This is a genomic window from Escherichia sp. WS338, from assembly GCF_046486405.1.
GTDB lineage: Bacteria > Pseudomonadota > Gammaproteobacteria > Enterobacterales > Enterobacteriaceae > Escherichia > Escherichia coli.
This window is the reverse complement of the sequence record NZ_JBJQLL010000037.1, coordinates 1-18,295: the sequence shown is the minus strand read 5'-3', so window position 1 is coordinate 18,295 and position 18,295 is coordinate 1. Positions and strand designations below refer to the sequence as shown.

The following is an 18,295-nucleotide window of genomic DNA, read 5'->3' as shown; positions in this document are numbered from 1 at the left end:
CTTAACAAGTGACTAGTGTTAAATTCCGTTCAAACACGATGCGAATTATTCTAATTAAGGTGCAATCTTGGCAGACAATAAAATCACGCTATCCTCGGTCAGGAAGGCGCTGGCGGGGGTTTTTAAAGACAACGGAGAACGGGACAACATCCTCCTGTCCGCGCTGGCTGTGCACGGCGGAAGTGGGTATTTGTTTTCTCGCGCAGGGGCACCGGTACAACTGTCCGGCTTCTTAGGCGGCAAACCGGGCGATAGTGGCATGGCTGGCGATGGGCTGGTGGACGGAAGTCGCTTTATCTTTGATGAAGTTCAACTGCCGGAAGACCGCTTGCAACGCTATCCGCTACTCGAAGAGATGGCGGTTTACAGCACGATCGCCACCGCGCTGAACATCCATATTACGCACGCGCTCTCTTTCGATAAGAAGACCGGGCAAACTTTCTCTATCGTGCCGGTACATCACGGAAACGATAGTGACTATGACGCCGCGCAGGCGTTGTGTGACGAGCTGATGAACGACATCGGGCGAACCATCAACAAAGAGGTCGCCGGGTGGGCATTTATCATGTCTGTATTTGGGGTGGCTTATGTCAGGCCATACGCCAAAGAAGGCATAGGGATCACGTCTTTTGAGTGCTCCTATTACACCCTTCCGGGCTTCATCAAAGAGTTCGAGGTCAGCGGCAACCTGGCGGGATTTAGCGGCGATTATCTGAAGGACGCGTCAGGGAAAATGGTTTTCGCCGATCCGTGGGCCATTATCCCTATGAAAATCCCCTACTGGCGGCCTAAGTCAAACCTTATGCCTGTGCACACTGGCCATAAGGCTTACAGCCTGCTGGATAATCCGGAAGAGCGCACACCGATTGAAACCCAGAATTACGGGACCAGCTTGCTCGAATACGCCTACGAGCCGTACATGAATCTGCGTTCGGCGATCCGCTCACTGAAGGCAACGCGTTTTAACGCGTCGAAAATTGACCGAATCATCGGCCTGGCGATGAATAGTCTGGATCCGGTAAAAGCAGCCGATTATTCACGCACCATTACTCAGACGCTTAAACGAGCAGCTGACCTGATGGAAAAGCGCGCACGCGGCGCGAATAACATGCCTACGGTGACCAATACTCTGCTGCCTATTATGGGCGACGGCAAGGGACAGATGACTATTGATACTCAGACCATCCAGGCTGACATCAACGGCATTGAAGACATTCTCACCTATATGCGCCAGCTGGCGGCAGCACTTGGCCTCGATTACACCCTCCTGGGGTGGGCAGATCAAATGTCCGGCGGGCTTGGTGAAGGTGGATTCCTGCGCACGGCAATTCAGGCCGCCATGCGCGCCTCATGGATCCAGCAGGGCGTAGAAGAGTTCATTCAGCGGGCTATCGATATTCATCTTGCTTTCAAGTACGGCAAGGTATACCCGGAAGGTGATCGCCCGTACAAAATCGAATTCCACTCCGTTAATACCGCTCTGCAACAAGAGCACAACGACAACCGCGACTCGCAGGCGAACTACGCCACCATCGTTACGCAAATCCTCGATGCCGTCAGCAATAACAGCGTCCTCGCCAATTCCGATGCATTCAAACGTTACCTGTTCAGCGATGTGCTGGAGATTGACGAAAAAATCTCTGAAGCACTGGTGAACGAACTGAAAGCGAAAAGCGAGGACGACGATCACCTGATGGATTCCATCATCAAAACACCGCCACAGGAACTGGCGCAAATCCTTGAATCGGTCTTTAAAGAGGGAAACGATAATGACTGATGTTTTGAAAACGGTCACTGACCGCTTTTGTCTCTATAGCAATGCTCGAAAAGGTCGCCAGAACGGGCGACAGTATGTATTAAGCGCGGTAAAGACCATGCTTGAAAGCAAGGAAACTCAGGAAGGTTTACGCCTTGGTGAGCTTTTCGGCTATTACGGTCACGGTCGCCGACAGCTGACTGGCAAACTGGAAGTACCAGAAACCAGCGTGATCATGGTGGAAGGTCGCCCGGTCGTAATCGACAATGTTCCGGCGTGTCGCACAGTGGCTATATCTGTTGACGACAACGGCATCGTTACCCATACACAGGAAATTCTTAACACAGAGCCGGGTAAAATTGTCGCCGCGATGATCGAAAGCCGAGCTGGTGGCTGGAGCTGGGCCACTGGCGGGCGCGAGTCCGGGAAAATCGCTGTAACCACCAGCTTCCATGGTGTGGATTATGTGACAACGCCGAACTATATCAGTCTGGATCATCCTGCCAGCGCCGGAATGTTTGAAAGCGCGGATTCTAAATCTCTACTGGCAGAGTCCCTGGCGGCGCATGGGTACTCCGACGAGTCAGTGCAGGCAGTTATATCCCATTACGGCAAAATGGCTGAACTGGAAATGATGGTGGAGGCGACAGAGCGTACGGCAGAACTGGAAACTGCACTACTCGAAAGCCAGGGCCGCCACCTCGAAGCAATGGCCAAGATCGCAGATGCTGAAGCGCGAATCGCTTTGCTGGAGGAAACAGCGGGTATCCGCGACGATGTGCTGGCAGCAATGCAAGACGAACTGGATAACCTCCCGATCTTCGTCTCCGCCGCCCAAAAAGACGCATTCCGCCTCAAAGAACCTGGTGATGCAAAAATCGTTGCCACACTTTTCGAATCTCTGATCAAAGTTGGCGCACGCAACTTGCCTGTCACCAAGAAAATTAAGGAGGTTCCGCAAGCGGCTAACGTCCAGGCACCGCGTGAGACAAGCATCATCACGTTTAATAATTCAATCAATCCGTTTAAATAACCACCAAAAATAACCCCGGCAGCTGCCGGGGTTCTCGTTAACTATTATCGCCTTCGCCTGCGTGCCATATATTTGCGCACCGCGCGGCGTGGACAATCTGAAGCGGTTTCTTTCTGCTGCATCAATCTCGCAGCCATGCTCAAAAATGTCAGGCACAGCCGAAGCCCGGCATACAATAGCGGTTCCAGTGGCCACGTCTCATTGAGCACATATACCGCCATGAAAATCGAGTCAAAAACTATCGCCGCCAGCGATAACTTCATTGTCGAAAGTCGGCGGAGCTGCCGGAGTTTATTCATTGACAAGCCCCGTCAGGCAAAGCTGGCGTTCTTTTTCACGGCGAATCTTTAAACCTCGCAGGGGCACGCCGTTACTGTTCACGAAATCAGGGAGATGGTTACACATATTCACCCATTCCCCTTTCTGCGCCCACTTGTGGATGGACGTTTCTACTCGCATGCCTCGCGCTTTGCTGTAGTAGGTCCGTAAGCTATTGCATCCCATATTGAATGCCGCGCTTGTCATTGCACTGAAGGCATTATCGGGCATGTCTTTGCCCCGGAAGTGCTGATTAATACAGCGTTCAGCGATCAGGATATTCTTTTCCCAATCAGCGGCGATTTGCTGGTCGGTTTTTCGCACACCCGGCGTTACCCCGTGTGTATTACCGATCCCGTCAGTCCATACCCCCGCCGGGCACATGTATGGATCACGTCGGCAACCTTCAGCGTTACCAATCAGCTCAAGCCCCGCCTGGTTGGTTCGCACATTGCCATTACCCATCACGATGGTAATCATCACCGCGATAGCGCAAATTGCACCGCCTCCTGCGGCTGTTTTTCCCTTCATAAAGACCTCATAAGCGAATTTTTTACGCTCCAGGACAAACACCCATTCACAGCCAATACCGACTGACTCGATCCCTTTAGAAGGCACAGGATAATGCAAATCACTTGTTAGCTACGTTTCAAAGATATACATTATTGCTCTAATTAATTTATTTTATTAGGTAAGATAAGTGGCACAACGCGGTGTAAACAAAGTCATCCTGATTGGTACCCTGGGGCAAGACCCGGAGATCAGGTATATACCAAATGGCGGAGCGGTCGGAAGACTCAGCATCGCAACGAATGAATCATGGCGCGACAAGCAAACGGGCCAACAGAAAGAGCAAACAGAATGGCATAAAGTCGTTTTGTTCGGAAAACTTGCTGAAATTGCGAGTGAGTATTTACGAAAAGGTTCTCAGGTCTACATCGAAGGAAAACTTAAAACCCGTAAGTGGACAGATGACGCCGGTGTAGAACGTTACACGACGGAAATTATCGTCAGCCAGGGCGGCACCATGCAAATGATCGGCGCTCGCCGCGACGATTCACAATTCTCAAATGGCTGGGGGCAGTCAAACCAACCTCAAAACCACCAGCAATACAGCGGTGGCAGTAAACCTCAGAGCAACGCCAATAGCGAACCTCCAATGGACTTTGAAGACGATATTCCATTTTGAGAGGGCTGAAAGTTGCTCGATTACTTAAAAATAACTTTACCTAATTGGTGTAAAAAAATGGGCGCAACAAAGCGCCCCAACAATAGAGTTTCAAATTAATAAAAAGGTAATAAATAACATGAAGTTAAATTGAGAAGAGGCAATTTTATTGCCTCTTCAAAGGTGGCATGAGGGTGCCACCTATATGCGGGCAGTGACATCACTCCCTTCCCGCATATTCTTACCTACCAAAATTAGAATTGGTAGGTCATACCAACAGCAACGATGTTGTCGGTTGCAACCTCAGATCTTTTGGTAAATTCACTTTCATCAATCAGGTTGATCTTGTAGTCAACGAAAGCGGACATATTTTTGTTGAAGTAATAAGTCGCACCCAAGTCGATGTATTCAACCAGATCCTGGCTGCCGAACGCACCAATATTTTCACCGCGAGAGTGCAGATAAGCGATGGACGGACGCAGGCCGAAATCAAACTGGTATTGAGCAACAGCTTCAAAGTTTTTCGCCTTGTTCGCGATAAAGTCATCACCGAAGACAGTCATATTCTGAGTTTCAGAATAAGTTGCAGCCAGGTAAATGTTATTTGCGTCATATTTCAGGCCAGTAGCCCATACTTCAGCAGTTTTACCAGAAGCATTCAGAGGATCCTTTTTAGCATAGGATACCTGCCCATCAGTACGATCAGATTTTGCATAGGTTGCACCAACGCCAAATCCTTCATAATCGTAAGTAGCAGACAGACCAAAGCCATCACCATTAGATTCAACTACGTCACGGCCTTTCCAGTTGTTCACTTTTGCAGCACTATCATTTTTACCTTGATACTGCAAAGCAAAGTTCAGACCATCAACCAGGCCGAAGAAATCATTGTTACGGTAGGTGGCTACGCCAGTAGCACGCTGGGTCATAAATACATCGGTCTGAGTCCAGGTATCTCCACCAAACTCAGGCAGCACGTCAGTCCAAGCGCCAATATCATAAGCTACACCATAGTTGCGACCATAGTCGATTGAACCATAATCAGCAAAACGGAGGCCAGCAAATGCAAGACGAGTTTTATCTTTATCAGAGCCCTCAGATTCAGTACGGTTACCTTTAAATTCGTACTCCCACTGACCAAAACCGGTTAACTGGTCATTAATCTGAGTTTCACCTTTGAATCCCAGACGAGCATAAGTCTTATCTCCGTCATCACTAGCTGAAGAAGAGAAGTAATGTTCTGCGTTAACTTTGCCGTACAGATCCAGTTTATTACCGTCTTTGTTGTAGATTTCAGCTGCTTGCGCAGACATTGCCATCAGGACAGATGCTGCAACCGCAGAGAGTGCCACTGTGATTTTTTTCATTTTTTTTGCCCTTTAGATTGAACTTTTCAGTAGAAAAGAAGTCACTGCGGACAAATGTTTATCTTTTTTGGATTCGTGTTTCAAGTTTTGCAAATAAAAATCAAGGTATTTTTGTGATCAAAATCACAAATAATAGCCTTGAAAACCCAATGGACTATTAGAAAAAACTCAATTCACAGAATAAAAATTGACAAAATAGATCAAAAAACAATCAAAAATAAGCACAAAAGACAAACAATTAAATTATCACAAAAATAATAACTGTCAAAAATAGATAGCCTGTTAATTAACAGGGCTTTAATGGATGTAGACTTGAAATCTACTTAAAAATTAGAATCAAATTAATTACTGCCGATTGGGTATTAAATTGAATCTATATTGTGAGAGTTAAAGACGATGTGTTTTAGTTATAAATGTTATTCCCTAAAATGGAGCGGTCTCATCGAATCCTGATTAATAACGAGCTAAGCTAATTCATTTTAGTATGTGTATATCTTTACCCTCTGAATATGCAATAAAGAAGAGATATTAAACAATATGTAGCTTCAGGATTGACTCTGGAAGAATTAAAAGATCGACTAAAGTGTTCAATATGTGGTGAGCGAAACGCAAAAATTAATTTTTTTTGATCTAACATATTAGGTAACGGCTTGCTTCCATAACCTAAAGCAAGCCACTACGCGTTTACTTTAAGTACACAATTAACATATCAGAACAGATTATTTTTGCACAATCAGGGAGTTAATATACGATCTGGTCTACATGATCACCAAAATCATCATCGTCGTCGTCATCATCGCCACCATCTACTGCTGGCCAATCAACAAACCAGCCAGCGTAAAGATGCAGCGTTCGGAGAACATCACTTGCGGGAGCATCAAGGGTGTTAACGAATCCCATATAGCTATTGGGATTTGCCCCAGCTATGGCTTCAGCGATCATGTCCTCGGTAATGTCACCGGAGATAATGCTTAAACGCCCGGAAACTTCTTCATTATCATCAAATTCGATAATGGCATCTCCGCCTAATGGCGCTGCGATTTTAATCTGCATTATTTAGCTCCTTTGCCACACCTAATAACAGTTCCAGCAATCCGTCACCATTCATCAGTGATGCGGCAGCGGCCTCTTTGTCATGATACAACTGAAGAGCCATAGAGAATACTTCCGTTGCTGACGTTTTGGAAATAGTCGGTGATTTCTGCCGAATTTTCCCGGTGTTACTTACTGAGGCTGGCGGGTATACCTTCGCCATATAAATATTACTCAATCGAGATCTGAAGCACCATTCAGGCTTGCCACGCCCACCGATATTAACGAAAGATGGCTTATCCCCTTCAACATTGGCCTTCAGGAATGACCGGGCTTTCTCTAACAAACCAGGGTTACTGTACTCAAGATGATGACCCAGCTCGTGCCACAGTGCACTTGCATTTTCATCGTTCAAATTGACAGCAACAACACCATTAAGATTTGCATATGCCCTTCCCTGGTGGTGAACCACCTTTGATAAGGTCGAAATTTTACCGCCGGTCAGGCGATAAATATCAGCAAGTTCCTTGCGCAGGTCTATCCCACCATTCTGTCCAGCGCGGGCTTCTTCCACTTCTTCCGTGATAAAAGAGTCGGCCCACTCAAGAGCTTTTTCTTCAGATACGGATGAGTTTGCGATCGCACTGTTCATGGCAGATAACACTTTCTCGTGGACCGAACCCATTCTTCGCTGATTCATTTGCCAGCGTGTCTGCGGGTTATATGAGAATCGCTTAAGTAGTTGGTCAAGCTGCTCAAGTTCTTCTTCACTGACATACCTTTTAGCCTCACCAATAATGCCAGGGAGAATATTGCCGTTAGGATTAAACGCTCGCGAAAGGAAGAGTTTCAGCGCCCCCATGCCCTCCGATGCTTCAATATCACCAATAACCCGGTTAACAATGGCCGCACTCTTCGGATTAGCATCCGCCAACGCTCTGGCTACAATTTGCAGGGACGATACGACCTCACGCTGCATATCAGTCCTGATCTCATCAATAAACTCTGGCGTTATGCCGTGCTCTTTAAGGATATCCCTGCCTTCCGCCGTTACCCCATCGATATCACCGACATGTTTATTAACCCGACTTTGCAATGCCTTAAATGCCTTCAGAATTCCACGGGAATCATCCGCTTTACTAACGGCCTTCCTGAATGCTGGCAAGAAGTCTGAGTTAACCTCATTTTGTTGATCGGCCCACTGAATGGAGGCTTCTTTCATCTCGTCCAGAGTCAGATCACCCAACGCGGTATGGTCTGTGAATATGAGCGACAACCTCTGAACCATTTCTGCCAATGGTGATGCCGAATGCGCCGCGCTAAGGAATGCTTTCACCCTGGTTGGGCGAATGGAAAACCAGTCAATAGCTGGTGGCATATCTCCGTTTTTTATCGCCTGCGCTATCTCGTCAAAGCCATCGCGCCCAAGGGAAGATGCGTGATTTAACAAGCCGCGAAGTAACGAATTGCTGATACCGAATAATCGGCACCATTTTTTCACGTCGGCAACAGGCATTCGAACAAAATGCGCAAGCACTTGTACAAGCTGTTCATCCTGGGGATCTGTGCGGGAAAGCAGCCTGATCAGATGAATAATGTCTTTGATGCCGGATGCCCGATGTAATAGCAAACTGGTATACGGAGCAACACCGTTGTAACTACCGCCGGAAACGGACTCGAAAAGACCGCCGGATATCCCTTGCATGCCTTCGTTTTCCAGTTCCTGAGACACCTGGCGAAGGATATCCTGTAACGACACATCGCCGCCGCCAAACATATCCCCCAGCGCCTGGCCCTGGTGCTGTAACTCATCATTGATACGTTGAGCCATCAACTTAAAGGCGGTGGCCATACGCTTCGCGCTACGGTTATTCGCGACGATGAACAACGCGAGAGCTTTCACTTCCGGGGCTGTTTCGCTGAACATATCCCCCTGAGCAATAACATCGGTAATATGTTGGCCTGACTCCTTCGATTGCCTTACCAGGTCTACCGCATCTTTCAATGCCGCCAGCGCCTTTTTATCGAGACTATCCGCTGTCTCAATGCCATCAACAATAGTTGTCACAGCCTGCTTGTGCGCTTCACCTGATAAAGCCTGCATCTGGACAAAATCATTGGCTGCCGCATTAAGCGCCGTCAGAACATTACGCATATCTGGATCAGGTTCTTCTGCAACCATCCTTACCAGGCGCGCATCCTTATATGCCTTGGCAAAGATCGCGTTTTGTATACGGTCTACAAGTTGCCGTGTTGGTCGCCCATCTTCAGTTACAAGGCCAGCCGCCTGTGTGGCACCAACTTGCGTCATAAATCCGCGAATAAACGCGTTATTACTGCGGCTAAGCAGATCTCCGCTTTCTGACGGGTTAAAAAGCGCCATCATCGCCGGTGTTATGCTGTCGGCATCAACAAAAGCCTTTTCACTGGCTGCCATTTCCTGGAGATCAGAAATATTTGAGTCCTTGGCAAACTGAACACGGTCAACCTTCGTTAACCGGCGGCGCACCAGTACCGGAGCCGTCATTGATTCAACCTTTTCAGGCCGTATGCCGAATTCGGTCGCATGTTCAATCAGGTACTCCCGATACCGATCCGCATTACCGTCCTGATAGGCTTTAATGATCCCCATGGTCCGCCCATTACCTGACTCAACGGCATTGTCCTCACCAATTATCGGCGCACCATGGCTGGATAAACCGGAATCAGTAAGCTGAGCAGGCCGCAAATCTTTGGATATCTGGTTAACCTGAAGAAGGCTGGATGCGCGGGTCCGGTCGCGCGGCTGAAGTTCCTGGGGATAGTCAGGATTAATTTTCCCATCCAGAGTATTGGATACCAAAAGAGCTGAGGCATCGACGATATCAAACGCTGTTTTTACCTCGTCTCCCTTCGCTGTCACCACATACGAAACCCGCCCATAATCGGGCAGGTTCTTAAGCAGCTCGATCAGCGTTTCTATGCTGGTGGCCATTACCACCTGATCGCTTAAGCTCATCCCTGTTACGCCTTATGCTGCCTCTTCAATGTTGGCGGCTATCCATGCCGCCGTGTGCTGTTTAACCTGGTCCAGGTCGATGTATGTGCCAACATATTGACTCAAGTCCTGCAAGGTACCGATAAATGCATCTGTGCTCTGATCGACGAATTTATCAGCCAGGAAATCAGCAACCAGTTTTGGCACACCATCATGTACCGAAGGTTGTTTTTCCTCGCCACTACTGCCGCCGGACGCGCCGTACCCCATCTGTTGCATGATCTGGTCAATTTCATCGCTGATATCCAGCAACTCCATGCCACTCGCGGTAGCCGCTTTGGACATCAGAGCATCCAACTTATCGCTGAGATCCATTAACTCAATAGCTGATAGTGTCATGCCGCTACCCCCGCTTTCTGGATTGCTACCAGCAGATCAGCCAGGTGGCGAGCAGCGCCATTAACCAGCTCTTCGTTTTCCTCAAAACGTCCGGCAGCCTGAAGGGCTGCAATCGCTTCCCGGACATTGCCCCGGGCGTTACGGATCTCCGCCATGTCAGTGCTTTGCATATCCATCACGTTATTGAGATATTCAATGGCTTTATTAGCCTCTGCATCTGCTTCGCTAACCGTTTCATCAGGCTGTGCCGGGGCCGGTTCTGGCTGAGTAATCTCACCGACTTCGGCCTGCAATGCATTGATCATGCTCTGCACCATTTTCTCGGTGCCAGCGCCCCCCGGAAACGCAATATTGGGGAAAGTTTTTTGAAACTGAGTCTTCAGCATTACGCGGAACTCGTCTGGTGAGCTGGTGGCCAGCTCCAGAGCTTTTTGTGCATATTTGCCAAACGGACCATTAGTAAGTGTCTTCGCCAGGAAGTCGAAAGAATCCTCGCGAGGCAATAACTTCAGGTCGTACTCACTCATTTGCTGATCAGAAAGCGGGGTATCGTAAGTAGCAATGCCGTAGCGTGCATATTCATAATACGGGTCACCTTCATCAGGGCGCGGCAGAATTGCTTTGTTACCTTCAGGTATTGCGCCAGGGGCCGCCGGACGCATTTGCAGGGCATATCGATATGCACCTACAGAGACTTCTGGTTCAGGCGAAGAGCTACCGGTATCCTCCGCTGGTTCAGGTTCGACGTTTTCCGGTTTATGTTCTTCTGGTTGGACCAGGTATTCCGATACATTACCCGCTTTATAGGCTTTAAACAGCTTGCCGATCGCATCTGCCATGTCCACACCCTGTATGGATTTAGCCTTGATCATGTACACGCTGCCATCCGAATCGGTTAACTGGATATACCCTTCACCGTCCTCAATGAATTGCTTCATTGATGCACCATTACTGAGCGTCACTTCCCCGTTCATATGCATACGATTTTTGATACTTGCAAGGCGATCCGTCATCGCGCGAGAGTGTCCACCAGTCATCCCCGCAGGAGCAATGGTTTCGCGCCCACCAGTTCGATTGAGCTGATCAATCTCCGTCTGCAAACGCTCATTCTCTTCATAAAGAGAATCCGCTTCCGATGCAACAGCGTTAATTTTCTGCTCCAGATCTACCTTCTGCCCTTCTACCGCTGCCACCTGATCCGCGAGGTCGCTCATGGCATCCTCTTTCTGGTCACTGTCAGCCTGTAGTTGGGTTATTTCATCAACCAGGGCTTTTTTCTTCTTCTGCGCACGCTGGAATTTTGCCGAGTTTTTCTCTGCAAGGTTGGCAAGTTTCATGGTGACCTGCGCCAGCGTCATATCACGTCCACTCATCGGAGCAACGGTATGAGTAACGTCTTTTTTATTCAGTAAGAACTGGAAAGCAATCAGCGTATCGCTATTGGTGATCCGGTTTTCCGCTGTCGGGCTATGAAACAGAATGCTGATAGTCTGACCATCACTGAGCGGAATAATGGCTGGCAGGACCGGCAGCCCGTTAACGTTACGTGCCCGGCCAATTTCAGCCCCGCCGATCGCGCGTGCACCGTTCTGGGCCACATCCCCCGTTTTATCACTCCCCGCAGAGATTCCGGTACCATTCAGCTTCTGGTTCAATGCCCGGACAAATGCCTGCATGGTCCGGTGTAGCTGCAAACGAGTAGAACTAATCGCCTCCAGTAAATCCGTAGCACACCAGTGGATCGGCGTGTCATAGAAGAACGTAGCCTCGATTTCCTCCAGGGTGTTGGATTCCGTCATCAGATAGCGGTCCTCACCGGCCATTAATGCGCGATATTCATCATCAGTCACCGGCGGGGGAAGCACGTCAAGCCCAGGCTTGATCGTCACCCCTTTATTGATATTGAACTGTTCCATGTTAATTTCCTGCTTTCAGTTGCTTAAGACGACGTTTGAGTTCGCCATTCCGTGCCTTTTCGTTATTGAGTCGGCCCGTCTCCTTATCCAGCTTCGCCCGCAAATCAGTGATCTGCTGTTGATTGAAAGACACCGAATTCTGCGCGGACTTATAAGCGGCAACCACCTGAGCATTCCGCTGTTTTGCCTCTTGCAGGCGCTGAAAGTTGGATTTTACTGCCGGTTTCTTGTCTACCGGATTGGCAACACGTTTCGCTTTGGCGATCAGTGATTTCTGGAATTTTGCGGAGTTTTTGCGGGCCGCTTGCCCCATGACGGTACCAAGCGTCTTGATATCCGGAGACTGAGCGTTAGGAATAGCTTTTCCATTCAGCCTCACAGACGATATATCGCCAGTATCGTTTACCTGTATGGCAAGAATTTGTCCGTCGTTAAGAACCAGCTTTGCGGTTTTAACTTTAACGCCATCTTTCGTTGTTGCGCGGTTGCTGGAGTCAACCTCAATTACCGTAACACCGGTTTTATTGATCGCCGCGATAAGGGATTTCAGCCCCTTTTCATTAACCTGGTCAAAATCGACCGTTGCATACTTATTTTTCGTCATCTGACACATCCTGTGCGAGATTTATTACGTAACTTCTGCGGATTTGCTGAGTAACAGGGAAAATCCGATACAACGGGTTAATGAACGAGTCGCCATGCGTAACCATGACGTTGAAATGCCACAGCCGTTCTCCTTTACCCATATATTCAGTGGGTATGTACAACCATTCACTGTTTTCGCCCTGTTCAGCCGACGTCAGACAACGTTGTTCGCCTTCAATCACTGTCGTTGGCTTCTGAACATCGCGGATCCAATATCTGACCGTTGCGCCGCGCAAAAACGGGAATTTAGACCGGTATTTGAACGGCACCCGGATGAAACCCGGTTTAATTTCCACATCACCAAGTTCTAAATGCGTGATGTCCTTGCGTTTTAGCAAATAGCGATCGGCTAAGGCTAACGCAAGAACGCATACACCCCAGCCAATCATTTCCCGCCTCCCTTTTTCACCAAACTTGTAAGAACATTCAGAATGCTATCGATATTCACTCGTTTCATCCCTGAAATCACCTCATGACCGTTATTGCTGGCTATCGTTACCATTAAGTACGTAATTGATAACTCCCAGCCCTCGTGTTGCCCCAATAGGTACGCCACCGCGCCAGCTGTCACTGCAACAAAGATCTCCGTAACCAATCCCAACAAATTGCCAGACTGGCGACCGTCTCGGACATCCATCAGGAACGTGCCTATCCCACCAATTACTGAAAGCAGGAGCGCAATAGCAACTGGAGCTAATTCCTGTGTGTCAAGCACAAGTTCCCTCCTACGTTGTCAGGAGGTAATGGTATGCAAAGTAACTTCTCATCTGGTTGTTCATAATTTGCCAATACATTCGTAAATCAAGTGAAAAACCCATATTTTGGTTATTCTTAATACAAAATGGCTATTCCAACTACATATCAAAAAAGCAACCACATCCAAAAATGAGTTTCCCCACTGAACTTCTGCAAGACAAAAACCAACAAAACCACCTTTTATGGCAAGCAGCCATGCTTCAAGCCAATGTAAAAAACATGGCTTATAAGCTCCACGCCTAACTCCAGTAAGAAATAAATAGGTTCCACTAATAATGGACATTAAAAAAATCAAAATCTGCATAAGCTCCTCCCGGATCTAACAAAAATCAAGCAGGAACCTATTCAGATTGTTATTTCTGTGCATAACGCTTTGTTCTTTAAAATTCGCAGACTCATAAGAACAACGCATTAGAGTAAAAATCATGCTGATCGGCTATGTACGCGTATCAACAAATGAACAAAACACTGCTTTGCAACGAAATGCCCTTGAAAGCGCAGGATGTGAGCTAATTTTTGAGGATAAGGCGAGCGGCAAACAGACTGAACGCCCTGGGCTAAAAAAGGTTTTGCGTATGCTTTCCAGAGGTGACACCCTGGTCGTATGGAAGTTAGATCGTCTTGGGCGCAGCATGCGTCACTTGGTTGTGCTGGTGGAAGAGCTGCGTGACAGAGGAATTAATTTCCGGAGTCTCACTGACTCTATCGACACCAGTACACCAATGGGGCGCTTTTTCTTTCACGTAATGGGGGCGCTGGCAGAAATGGAACGTGAGCTTATCGTTGAACGTACACGCGCTGGACTTGATGCAGCTCGCGCAGAAGGTCGTATAGGTGGGCGTCGGCCTAAATACCAAGAAGAAACATGGCAGCAAATGCGGCGATTGCTGGAGAATGGCATCCCCCGTAAGCAGGTTGCAATCATCTATGATGTGGCTGTTTCCACGCTTTATAAGAAGTTTCCGGCGTCGTCATTTCAATCCTAAACCTTGGTTTAAGAGAACTCGGTACCAGCGGTGAAAAGATCCCCCTGTTGAGTACGGCTAACACATGGAGTGCGCGCCAGACTTTCAACGGCGGGATCACCGGGGCGCTGACAGGGAACGCCGACACCGCGACGAAATTGAAAACAGCTCGAACAATCAACGGGGTGGGATTTGATGGTTCTACAGATATTACACTGACTCCTGAAAATCTTGGCTTGACGGATATCGTGTCTCAAGCTGGTAACGCCGTTCAGCGTTCCGGTGATAAAATGACCGGAGAACTGAAAATTGGTACGGTGAATGCGCTTCGGATATTTGATGAAGCATTCGGTCTTATTTTCCGTCGTTCAGAAGATTTTCTTCATTTCATTCCGACGGCTGAAGGACAAGGCGAAAACGGTGATATCGGCCCATTAAGGCCATTCGCTATAAATCTGAGAACAGGTGCTATATCTGTCAGCCACGGGGCCAAAATTGAAGGAGGTCTAGCTATTGGTGCTACTGATAACGCACTGGGTGAAAACTCCATTGTTCTGGGAGATAACGACACCGGATTTAGGCAAGATGGAGATGGTATTATTAGCTTCTATTCAAATGGTTCGCGCATCGGACATATTGATGGGTTAGGATTATATCTTTATAAAGATATTGAATCTAATGGCAGCAATTTTAGATTAAAAAGTAATTACCGCCACCACATTACATTCGCCAACGAAGACGGAAGTATTCGTATGTTTTTGTGGAAAGATAACGGTGGTGATGGTGTTCATATTAATAACGGTTCAGATGGTGGTGGTGACTTCATCTTTAAAAGGGATGGCGGTTTCACTCTGGGAAGTGGTGCGCAAGTCGCGTCTAGTGGCGATATTTATGGTTCAGTGTGGGAAAACAACTGGTTAAGCACATGGCTGCATAATCATGTCGTTCGGGATATTCGTCTTGGCAGCATTGAACATAAAAACGTATGGCGCGACTACGGCTTTGGCGATGCGTCAGGTTATGTTTTAACAGCCGCAATTAACAGCAATGCGGATGATATTGTCGACACTGTTGCCAGAAGGCCAATTCAGAAATTGATTGGGGGAATATGGTACAACGTGGGGAGTGTTTAAGATGATGCACCTGAAAAATATTAAGGCCGGGAATCCGAAAACACCGGAACAATACCAGCTAACTAAAAAAGCGGGCGTGGTATGGCTCTTTTGCGAAGATGGCAAGAACTGGTATGAGGAACAAAAGAATTTTCAGCCAGACACCATAAAAATTGCTTACGATGAGAACAACATCATCGTTGCTGTCAGTAAAGACGTTTCAACTATTAATCCTGAAGGGCTAAGCATAGTTGAAGTTCCTGATATTACGGCAAATCGTCGCGCAGACAATAACGGAAAATGGATGTTTCTGGATGGTAAAGTAGTAAAGAGGGAATATACAGAACAGGAACTGCAACAACAGGCCGAATCACAAAAGGCCGCGTTACTTTCCGAAGCAGAAAGCGTTATTCAGCCACTGGAACGCGCCGTCAGGCTGAATATGGCGACGGATGAGGAACGCGCACGACTGGAGTCATGGGAACGCTACAGTGTTCTGGTCAGCCGTGTGGATACGGCAAATCCTGAATGGCCACAAAAGCCTGAATAAAAATTAAGGCCCGATATCGGGCCTTGTCTCATTCAGGTTGTTCGGGAAACGTTACTGGCAGGCAGGAGGTGTCTGTGGATTCGACTTTCTGCGCATAGAGCATCCACTCTGTTAATTTTTGTTTATTCTCGTCGGAAATGATGCCCAGCCGTAGCTGTGAGTCCCATAGCTGGGTTTTATCCCTGACGAGCTGTAGCAGGCTTTGCTTTTCATTTTCCGCCTGCTGCCTCTGCTCTTCCTCGGTATAAGTTCGCTTTACCACTACGCCATCTTTGAACATCCATTTACCAGAAATATCAGCCCGGCGATTTGCTGTAATATCAGGAACCTCAACGACGCTTGCGCCTTCTGGATTAATTGCTGAAACATCCTTTTCAATACAAATAATAACGCCGTTGTGGTCATAGACCATTTTCAACGTATCAGACTGGAAATTCTTTTGTTCCTCATACCAGTTTTTTCCATCCTCTGTATAAAGCCATTTGATGTTAAATTGTTTCGTTAGCTGGTATTGCTCTTTTGTTTTAGGGTTGCCCGCTGTAATATTTTTTAAGTGCATCATAATTAAATGCTCCCCGCGTTATACCACGTCCCATTAATACAATACTGAATTGGCCTTGCCTGTGTTGTATCAATTAATTCATCACGGTTTCCATTAACTGAACCCGTAACGACATAACCTGACCTGTCAGACCAGCCGGGACCATTCCATGTCTGAACAGATGACAGACCGCCCAGGCGAATACCTGTAATAAACCTTGAGTTACATTCTGCCTGCGTATATGCACCAACATCCCCCGCAGAGGGTTTGCGGGTTGTGGTGTAAAACTCTGACCAGTTAGCTTCAAAGCCATAACCATCACGCGCTGAACGATAAAAGATACCGCCGTTCTTATAATTCACGCGGAACTGTACAGCAGGGCAACTCCCCGCATTCATATTAAAGTGGAGGATTAATGTCGATGCACCACTGATATCTGCATCATAAACGCCGCTATTCCAGTTCCAGCCAACAGCTTTATCATTTGCAACCCTGCTTCCTGTTTGCCCTAAAGCAAATGCAGGCTGCTGGTTTTTCGTATTGTAGTCTCTTCGCCAGCCAGGAGCATAAGCATCACCATGATTAATATAAGTGAATTGAGCGTTAGTGATTCCGCCGCCGCTGGACGTACTCGGAGTAGTAACGCGTATGGTCATTGCGCCGCGAGTGCCAATAACTTCCACCACAGCACCTGCAAGACAAATATTTCCGCAACCTGTATCTGTAATGACCTTATTATTTGCATAAGCCCATGAGCCTTTGCACATCCAGTAAGGATGGTTAAATGCCCCCTGACTCTCCAGCCACGAAATAAATTGCGCAGTTGTCCAGATCTGACTATCGCCACCAATATCCACCCATGCGCTATATGCGCGGCAGGCACCAATATTTTTGGTGAAGGTATCTTTTCCCGGAATATCTGCGCCGTTCTGGTTTTTCTGTAATGCTCCTGCGGCTAATTCTACGGTTTGTTCAAGATTTAAATCTTCCGCCGTTAGCTCAATGTTTTTAGAACCATCAAATCCCACCCCGTTGATTGTTCGAGCTGTTTTCAATTTCGTCGCGGTGTCGGCGTTCCCTGTCAGCGCCCCGGTGATCCCGCCGTTGAAAGTCTGGCGCGCACTCCATGTGTTAGCCGTACTCAACAGGGGGATCTTTTCACCGCTGGTACCGAGTTCTCTTAAACCAAGGTATTGGATAACGGCCAGTGTGCTTGTTTTAGCCAGAATATCGCGACCGACTGACGTTAAATCAGTCTGAGCTACCGTATCCTTACCAGTGAAATAAGGCAGTTTGTTTGCACCAGTCGCAAGGGCAGCGAGAGCGGTTAAAGTTGCATCCAGAGGCTGTTTGCCTGCCAGCGCATTTGTCATTGTTGTCGCAAAGTTCGGGTCATTGCCAAGTGCTGCGGCAAGCTCATTCAGGGTATCAAGAGCTTCTGGTGATGAACCAACCAATGCGGATATGGCAGCTCTTACATAAGCGGTCGTAGCAATCTGCGTGTTATTCGTACCCTGTGCAGCGGTAGGCGCAGTAGGTATTCCCGTTAATGCAGGACTTGCTAAAGGAGCTTTAAGAGCCAGAGCATTGTTGATAGTTGTGCTGAAATTCGGGTCGTTATTGATCGCAGCAGCTATTTCTTTAAGCGTATTGAACCGCCCCGGGTTTCCTGGAGAGTGTTTTATCTGTGAACTCAGGCTGCCAGATCATCGTTTCCGATGGAAGCATAATAAGCTTTTTCTGCTTCTGCCGGAGGAGTA

Annotated in this window: 17 protein-coding genes and 1 pseudogene; 6 read left to right on the top strand and 12 right to left on the bottom strand. The window is 47.8% G+C overall.

The features are described 5' to 3' along the window. Nucleotides 1–67 precede the first annotated feature (67 nt). Both ACJHWT_RS21485 and ACJHWT_RS21480 read left to right on the top strand, forming a co-directional pair. Nucleotides 68–1,777, top strand: coding sequence for a hypothetical protein (locus ACJHWT_RS21485; RefSeq protein WP_024200402.1), 1,710 nt, complete (start codon nt 68–70; stop codon nt 1,775–1,777). Beyond that, entirely contained in the window at nt 1,770–2,789 is a 1,020-nt protein-coding gene (locus ACJHWT_RS21480; protein ID WP_000132937.1) for a head processing protein, read from the top strand. The genes ACJHWT_RS21485 and ACJHWT_RS21480 overlap by 8 nt, the downstream gene beginning before the upstream one ends. A gap of 291 nt (nt 2,790–3,080) precedes the next feature. On the opposite strand, the gene ACJHWT_RS21475 is transcribed toward ACJHWT_RS21480, so the two are convergent. Beyond that, the gene (locus tag ACJHWT_RS21475; protein ID WP_001345478.1) at nt 3,081–3,638 is read right to left on the bottom strand and encodes a lysozyme; all 558 of its coding nucleotides are present in this window, start codon (nt 3,636–3,638) and stop codon (nt 3,081–3,083) included. 169 nt (nt 3,639–3,807) lie between these two features. Between ACJHWT_RS21475 and ACJHWT_RS21470 the strand changes: the two genes are divergently transcribed. Next, nucleotides 3,808–4,296, top strand: a complete 489-nt coding sequence (locus ACJHWT_RS21470) for a single-stranded DNA-binding protein (protein WP_000068862.1) — start codon at nt 3,808–3,810, stop codon at nt 4,294–4,296. A gap of 233 nt (nt 4,297–4,529) precedes the next feature. On the opposite strand, the gene ompC is transcribed toward ACJHWT_RS21470, so the two are convergent. From ompC to ACJHWT_RS21425, 9 genes are all read right to left on the bottom strand, one after another. Next, on the bottom strand, nt 4,530–5,642 hold the full coding sequence (gene ompC, locus ACJHWT_RS21465; RefSeq protein ID WP_000724558.1) for a porin OmpC: 1,113 nt from the start codon (nt 5,640–5,642) through the stop codon (nt 4,530–4,532). Nucleotides 5,643–6,383: 741 nt separating this feature from the next. Beyond that, on the bottom strand, nt 6,384–6,695 hold the full coding sequence (locus ACJHWT_RS21460) for a hypothetical protein (RefSeq protein ID WP_001165932.1): 312 nt from the start codon (nt 6,693–6,695) through the stop codon (nt 6,384–6,386). Beyond that, on the bottom strand, nt 6,685–9,672 hold the full coding sequence (locus ACJHWT_RS21455; protein ID WP_029401679.1) for a hypothetical protein: 2,988 nt from the start codon (nt 9,670–9,672) through the stop codon (nt 6,685–6,687). The genes ACJHWT_RS21460 and ACJHWT_RS21455 overlap by 11 nt, the downstream gene beginning before the upstream one ends. Nucleotides 9,673–9,684: 12 nt before the next feature. Continuing rightward, nucleotides 9,685–10,050, bottom strand: a complete 366-nt coding sequence (locus ACJHWT_RS21450; protein ID WP_029401678.1) for a hypothetical protein — start codon at nt 10,048–10,050, stop codon at nt 9,685–9,687. Then, nucleotides 10,047–11,966 carry a hypothetical protein gene (locus tag ACJHWT_RS21445; RefSeq protein ID WP_032192911.1) on the bottom strand — a complete coding sequence of 640 codons (1,920 nt, stop codon included), beginning with the start codon at nt 11,964–11,966 and terminating at the stop codon, nt 10,047–10,049. The genes ACJHWT_RS21450 and ACJHWT_RS21445 overlap by 4 nt, the downstream gene beginning before the upstream one ends. A gap of 1 nt (nt 11,967) precedes the next feature. After that, entirely contained in the window at nt 11,968–12,570 is a 603-nt protein-coding gene (locus ACJHWT_RS21440) for a hypothetical protein (RefSeq protein WP_001345482.1), read from the bottom strand. Continuing rightward, entirely contained in the window at nt 12,557–13,000 is a 444-nt protein-coding gene (locus ACJHWT_RS21435) for a hypothetical protein (protein ID WP_000580776.1), read from the bottom strand. The genes ACJHWT_RS21440 and ACJHWT_RS21435 overlap by 14 nt, the downstream gene beginning before the upstream one ends. After that, nucleotides 12,997–13,326 carry a phage holin family protein gene (locus ACJHWT_RS21430; protein WP_000887652.1) on the bottom strand — a complete coding sequence of 110 codons (330 nt, stop codon included), beginning with the start codon at nt 13,324–13,326 and terminating at the stop codon, nt 12,997–12,999. Before ACJHWT_RS21430 ends, ACJHWT_RS21435 begins: the two co-directional genes overlap by 4 nt. A 60-nt stretch (nt 13,327–13,386) precedes the next feature. Further along, nucleotides 13,387–13,671, bottom strand: coding sequence for a hypothetical protein (locus ACJHWT_RS21425; RefSeq protein ID WP_001774473.1), 285 nt, complete (start codon nt 13,669–13,671; stop codon nt 13,387–13,389). A gap of 121 nt (nt 13,672–13,792) precedes the next feature. Here ACJHWT_RS21425 and ACJHWT_RS21420 point away from each other — a divergent pair, with 121 nt between their 5' ends. From ACJHWT_RS21420 to ACJHWT_RS21410, 3 genes are read left to right on the top strand one after another with little or no spacing between them, the layout of a single operon-like run. Further along, nucleotides 13,793–14,353, top strand: a complete 561-nt coding sequence (locus ACJHWT_RS21420) for a recombinase family protein (protein WP_001774472.1) — start codon at nt 13,793–13,795, stop codon at nt 14,351–14,353. Between the two features lie 47 nt (nt 14,354–14,400). Beyond that, nucleotides 14,401–15,465 (top strand): phage tail protein, encoded by a 1,065-nt coding sequence (locus ACJHWT_RS21415; protein WP_228253558.1) that lies wholly within the window; start codon nt 14,401–14,403, stop codon nt 15,463–15,465. A 1-nt stretch (nt 15,466) separates the two neighbouring features. Beyond that, a complete protein-coding gene (locus tag ACJHWT_RS21410; RefSeq protein WP_032164659.1) occupies nt 15,467–15,994 on the top strand; it encodes a tail fiber assembly protein in 528 nt (175 codons plus the stop codon). Between the two features lie 28 nt (nt 15,995–16,022). Here ACJHWT_RS21410 and ACJHWT_RS21405 read toward each other — a convergent pair whose 3' ends face one another. Further along, the gene (locus tag ACJHWT_RS21405; RefSeq protein WP_052936026.1) at nt 16,023–16,556 is read right to left on the bottom strand and encodes a tail fiber assembly protein; all 534 of its coding nucleotides are present in this window, start codon (nt 16,554–16,556) and stop codon (nt 16,023–16,025) included. Nucleotides 16,557–16,558: 2 nt separating this feature from the next. Then, a pseudogene (locus ACJHWT_RS21400) lies at nt 16,559–18,109 on the bottom strand (hypothetical protein); the annotation flags it as partial. Nucleotides 18,110–18,295 lie beyond the last annotated feature (186 nt).

Excerpts from the sequence above, each read along its gene's own strand:
- ACJHWT_RS21480 (WP_000132937.1), top strand. The coding sequence starts at position 1,770 with ATGACTGATGTTTTGAAAACGGTCACTGACCGCTTTTGTCTCTATAGC.
- ACJHWT_RS21475 (WP_001345478.1), bottom strand. The coding sequence starts at position 3,638 with ATGAAGGGAAAAACAGCCGCAGGAGGCGGTGCAATTTGCGCTATCGCG.
- ompC (WP_000724558.1), bottom strand. The coding sequence starts at position 5,642 with ATGAAAAAAATCACAGTGGCACTCTCTGCGGTTGCAGCATCTGTCCTG.
- ACJHWT_RS21460 (WP_001165932.1), bottom strand. The coding sequence starts at position 6,695 with ATGCAGATTAAAATCGCAGCGCCATTAGGCGGAGATGCCATTATCGAA.
- ACJHWT_RS21455 (WP_029401679.1), bottom strand. The coding sequence starts at position 9,672 with ATGAGCTTAAGCGATCAGGTGGTAATGGCCACCAGCATAGAAACGCTG.
- ACJHWT_RS21450 (WP_029401678.1), bottom strand. The coding sequence starts at position 10,050 with ATGACACTATCAGCTATTGAGTTAATGGATCTCAGCGATAAGTTGGAT.
- ACJHWT_RS21445 (WP_032192911.1), bottom strand. The coding sequence starts at position 11,966 with ATGGAACAGTTCAATATCAATAAAGGGGTGACGATCAAGCCTGGGCTT.
- ACJHWT_RS21440 (WP_001345482.1), bottom strand. The coding sequence starts at position 12,570 with ATGACGAAAAATAAGTATGCAACGGTCGATTTTGACCAGGTTAATGAA.
- ACJHWT_RS21435 (WP_000580776.1), bottom strand. The coding sequence starts at position 13,000 with ATGATTGGCTGGGGTGTATGCGTTCTTGCGTTAGCCTTAGCCGATCGC.
- ACJHWT_RS21425 (WP_001774473.1), bottom strand. The coding sequence starts at position 13,671 with ATGCAGATTTTGATTTTTTTAATGTCCATTATTAGTGGAACCTATTTA.
- ACJHWT_RS21420 (WP_001774472.1), top strand. The coding sequence starts at position 13,793 with ATGCTGATCGGCTATGTACGCGTATCAACAAATGAACAAAACACTGCT.
- ACJHWT_RS21410 (WP_032164659.1), top strand. The coding sequence starts at position 15,467 with ATGATGCACCTGAAAAATATTAAGGCCGGGAATCCGAAAACACCGGAA.
- ACJHWT_RS21405 (WP_052936026.1), bottom strand. The coding sequence starts at position 16,556 with ATGATGCACTTAAAAAATATTACAGCGGGCAACCCTAAAACAAAAGAG.